We start from the raw sequence: 4,672 nt of genomic DNA on the forward strand, positions 1-4,672 counted from the left end.
GATCACAGGATAATTCTCGCGGCCTTTGATTGAGCTTTGCGGACCTTCGGGATGCGCCCAATTTGCGCCAGGTACGTAATTCCACCATTGCAGCGGGTTATCAAGGTTCACGCGCGTGGGTGTAGGTGTAAACACCGCAGAGCCGGGCACCAGCTTGTCGGCAGGTACGCCCGGATAATCTGCCGGGTTCAGCGGCCTTTCTGCCACCGTTTTATAGTTTGTGGCTTTCACGAATGCAGCGAACTCTGCATTGGTTACCTCGTGTGCATCCATGTAAAATCCGTCGACTGTCACTTCGTGCATCGGCCGGGAATCCGGGAATTCGTCGGCACCCATTAAAAACTTCCCGCCTTTGATCCACACCATTCCGGTCGTGTCGCCTGTGCCGGCAGTAATATTTACTGCATTCGCGATTGCCGCTGCGCGGGAAGGTATCCCTTCCGAAATGCATTGGGCAATGCTGTCTGCTTTTCTTTCCTCAGCGGTTTTCTTGCTTCCGCAACCCAAAGCAGCACCTGCAACAAGCGCGAGCAGGGCCAATCTTTGAAGGTTGTTTCCACGGGTTGTCATTGATCTCACTAAATACTATTTATTAGTTACTTTAAAAATACCCTTCAATGCCTGAGTAGCAGCGTGGTAACCGCACATTCCATGCACCCCGCCTCCCGGAGGTGTGGAAGAGGAACAGATATAAATGTGCTTTGCGGATGTGCGGTACGGCGAAACACTCAGTATTGGTCTTGAATAAAGTTGAAAAATATCCTGAATACCGCCATTGATATCACCTCCGATATAGTTGGGATTATAGCTTTCAATCTGACCGGGGCTCATTGTATTTTTGGCCTTGATCACATCTTTAAATCCCGGAGCAAACCGCTCCACCTGCTGTTCAATGGCAGCTGTCATATCTACATTCGATCCGTTTGGGACGTGGCAGTATGCCCAGGCTATGTGCTTGCCCTTTGGCGCGCGGGTATGATCAAATGTACTTTGCTGCGCCAAGAGTACAAAGGGCTTATCAGAATGAATGCCTTTTGCTATCCCGGCCTCATATTTTGCAATTTCTTCAATGGTATTGCCAATGTGAACAGTACCCGCCCGCCGGCAGGCTTTTGCCGTAAACGGGATCGGTTCACCAAGTGCCCAGTCTACTTTAAAAACACCGGCTCCGTAGCGGTAGCTTTGTAACCTGCTGCGGTAGGATGAACTGAGCTCGTTCCCTGCAATTTGTACCAGTTGCCGGGGAGTTACATCCATTAATACAGCTTTTGAATCCGGAAGTTCTTTGAGATTGCTAACCCGAAAGTTCGTCCTGATCTCTCCGCCAAGCGATTTGAAATAATCTCCCAGCGCATTGGCCAACGACTGGCTTCCTCCTTTTGGAATAGGCCAGCCGTACAAATGTGCCGCCGCCATTAACATAATCCCGAAAGCCGAAGTAGCTGCATTTTCCAAAGGCTGAATAGAATGCGCCGCCATTCCCGCCCATAATCCTCTGGCCTCTTTCGCTTTAAACTTCCCTGCCGACCAAGTTGCAGACGGCAATGCTTTCAACCCGAAATTCGCCAGTTTAAGCGGATGCCGCGGAAAGGTTAACGGGCCTAAAAGATTGGGTAATATGTCAGGGATAATGTCCACCAGTCCGCCCATAAAATCCAGGTAAGCAGACCTGTCCACACCAAGGCTATCCGCCGTTTTCGTAACCGACTGATCGAGAATTGCTGCATTACCATCGTCAAAAGGATGCGCGGCAGCGAGGGTTGGCTGGATAAATTCAACACCCAGCTCCCGTAAGGGAATGCTTTTGAAAAATGGCGACATCAATGCCATCGGGTGCACCGCCGAACAAACGTCGTGTACATAACCCGGCAATGTAAGTTCCGCACTGCGCATGCCGCCGCCAATTGATTCTTTGGCTTCCACAATCAAAACCGATAATCCGCGACGTTGCAGCGTAATGCCAGCCGCCAGCCCGTTTGGACCAGCTCCGACAATCACCGCATCATATCGATTACCATTCACGATATTATTTTTTAGCAGATGCAAGTACCTTTAATGCTTCCTCATCCTTATACTCGTCCATCAAGACCTTCAACTTGCTTTTCAGGTCGGCAGCAATGGACTCTGTTCCCTTTGTACCATAGATGTTGTTGACCTCTGTCGGATCTTTCTGCAGATCAAAAAGCTCCCAGGAATCAGTGCCTCCGTAGAAGTAAGCCAGCTTGTAGCGGTTTGTTCTCAAACCAAAATGCGGGTAAACGTGGTGCGGCTGCGGGAATTCATAGTAATGGTAATACGCCTCTTTTCGCCAGGGTACCTGCGCGGTCTGGCCGCTTTGCAGCCTTGGCAAAAACGATTTTCCCTGCATATCTGCCGGCACTTTCACGCCTGCAATGTTCAGCACGGTAGGCGCCCAGTCGATGTTGACTACCAGGTCGCTGTTTTTGGTACCCGGCTTGATGACGCCAGGGTAGCGGATCACAAAGGGGGTTTTCAAGGATTCCTCGTAAATAAAACGCTTGTCAAACCAACCGTGTTCGCCCAGGTAAAATCCCTGGTCAGACGCGTAAATCACGACTGTATTCTTTGCTAATCCGCTTTTATCAAGATAGTCGAGCAGCTTGCCAATGTTCCTGTCGAGCGATTTGGCAACAGAGTAATAGTCGCGCAGGTAACGCTGGTACTTCCATTCCGTCAATGCTTTTCCGGTCAGCTTTTTGTCATTAAATTCCTTGGTGATTTTGTCGCAGTATCCTTTAAATGCCTTTTTCTGATCTGCATTAAAGCGATTATAGGTCCAGTCCTTTTCAAAATCCGCATTTACTTTCAGATCCTGTTTTAGCCGCATCGTTTTTTCAATGGACATATCCTGATCGAGTGCCGCCGCTCTTCCTTTATAATCATCATAGAAATTTGCAGGAAGAGGGAAATTAATGTTGTCATACGCACCCAGGTCCTGCAAATCAGGCAGCCACTCGCGGTGGGTAGCTTTATGCCCTACTATGAGAAAAAAAGGTTTTGAGTTATCCCGCTTATCGAGCCACTCTGTCGAAAATTTTGTGATCAGATCAGAAACATAGCCCGTGTGCCGCGTGGTATCATTGGGCTGACCTATAAAATCGGGGTTATAATAACTGCCTTGTCCGGGCAGTACATTCCAGTAGTCGAAGCCGGTGGGCAGACTATTTAAATGCATTTTCCCTATCCAGGCTGTCTGATACCCGTTCTGTCGGAGCGTTTCCGAAAGCAGCGTCTGATTGGTATTGAAGCGGGTATTGTCATTTCTTTTATACCCGTTTAAGTGGCTGTACTTACCCGTAAGCAAAGTAGCCCGGCTCGGCCCGCAAATGGAGTTGGTAACCAGGTTATTCGTCAGCAATGCACCCTCTCTCGCAATGCGGTCAATATTGGGCGTTTTAACATATTTATTTCCATACGCGCTGATCGCTTGGTAAGCGTGATCATCGGAGAAAATGAAAATAATGTTGGGGCGGCTGGCTGTTTGCGCAGCGGCAAAACCAATGGATAAGATAGCCGAACCAGCGACAAAAATGGCTCTGCGGAAAGAGAACAATAGATCTGTAAGCATAACTCTATTAAATTGATAGACAAAATAAGCTTATCGCAGATAATTAATCAAGTTTTTGCGTGTTTTTGACTCAGCGCTACCTCAGATTAAAAGTTCAAATTGTCTATTTCTTCTCAAAACTCAACCATTAAAAAGCAAGAAAGCCGGAACCTTGTAGGTTTCCGGCTGCTCAGGGAGGAATTTGCGTGCTTATTTCTTTGCGTTGTTAATCGCCTCTGCCATTTCCAGATGGTGTTTCAGGGCTGGCACTTTGCCTGCTGCCCACGATTTCACGTCCGGATCCTTGGCATCCTTCGCTGCCTCCTCAAACTCGCTGATGTCTTCTTTATGATCATCAACCATAAAAGAGATGTATGCTTTATCAAAGTCGGCGCCTTTCTTGGCCGCCAGGTCGTCATATTTCTTTTGTCTGTCGTTACTAAGCATAGCAGGTAGCGTAATGTTCTTCTGCTGGGCCAGCGCTTTCAGCTCGTCGTTGGCTTTACTATGTTCTGTCACCATTGTTTCTGCAAATTTCTTTACATCTGCGCTGGCTGCGTTTGTTTTTGCCAGCTCGCCCAGCTGCACTTCCATCATACCGCCGTCAGCAGCGTCCACTGCAAACTCTGAATCATCTTCCAGGTTGGTATCGTCCAGCTTCTGCTCGTTTTGCTCTTCTGCTACTTCTGCGGTGTCCTCGGTTTTATTTGAATTGCAGGCAGAAAATGCCATCATTGTAGCAAGCGCCAGTGAAGTAAATGCGATCTTTTTCATAAACACTTTCATTTTTTTGTGATTTTTAATTTAGGTAAGTCAAAAAATTGTGCCAAGATCCAACTACCTCTACTAATCGATTACCAAGAATTACACCTACAACCTGTGTAGCGATACATTTTCTTATTCGCGAAAGGAGTGCGTGCATTAATTCAAAAAAAGTTATATTAGCTTTGCCAGTTGTCCTTCACGGCCAACTATATTCGTACCCTCACCTGTTAATAGGAAAGAAATAGGAGCTTCGCTTCTGAGAAAAAGTAATGACGCAGGACAAACAATTTCAGATTCTTCTCGCTGACGACGATGATGACGATACTTTTTTATTTCGTG

Annotated in this window: 4 protein-coding genes; all 4 read right to left on the minus strand. The window is 47.4% G+C overall.

The features are described from left to right. On the minus strand, nt 1-570 hold a 570-nt coding region (locus ACTIE6_RS18205; protein WP_439558001.1), incomplete at its 3' end, for an SUMF1/EgtB/PvdO family nonheme iron enzyme. Between the two features lie 15 nt (nt 571-585). Further along, on the minus strand, nt 586-2,022 hold the full coding sequence (locus ACTIE6_RS18210) for a phytoene desaturase family protein (protein ID WP_439557998.1): 1,437 nt from the start codon (nt 2,020-2,022) through the stop codon (nt 586-588). A 4-nt stretch (nt 2,023-2,026) separates the two neighbouring features. Continuing rightward, nucleotides 2,027-3,589, minus strand: coding sequence for a sulfatase family protein (locus ACTIE6_RS18215; RefSeq protein WP_439557999.1), 1,563 nt, complete (start codon nt 3,587-3,589; stop codon nt 2,027-2,029). Nucleotides 3,590-3,778: 189 nt separating this feature from the next. Then, nucleotides 3,779-4,354 (minus strand): DUF4142 domain-containing protein, encoded by a 576-nt coding sequence (locus ACTIE6_RS18220; protein ID WP_439558000.1) that lies wholly within the window; start codon nt 4,352-4,354, stop codon nt 3,779-3,781. Between the last annotated feature and the right edge of the window lie 318 nt (nt 4,355-4,672).

It is taken from the genome of Dyadobacter sp. (genome assembly GCF_051859145.1).
In the GTDB taxonomy this organism is placed as follows: Bacteria; Bacteroidota; Bacteroidia; order Cytophagales; family Spirosomataceae; genus Dyadobacter.

What these genes read in the sequence shown, in the direction of transcription:
- ACTIE6_RS18215 (WP_439557999.1), bottom strand. Translation starts at nt 3,589, where the DNA reads ATGCTTACAGATCTATTGTTCTCTTTCCGCAGAGCCATTTTTGTCGCT.
- ACTIE6_RS18220 (WP_439558000.1), bottom strand. Translation starts at nt 4,354, where the DNA reads ATGAAAGTGTTTATGAAAAAGATCGCATTTACTTCACTGGCGCTTGCT.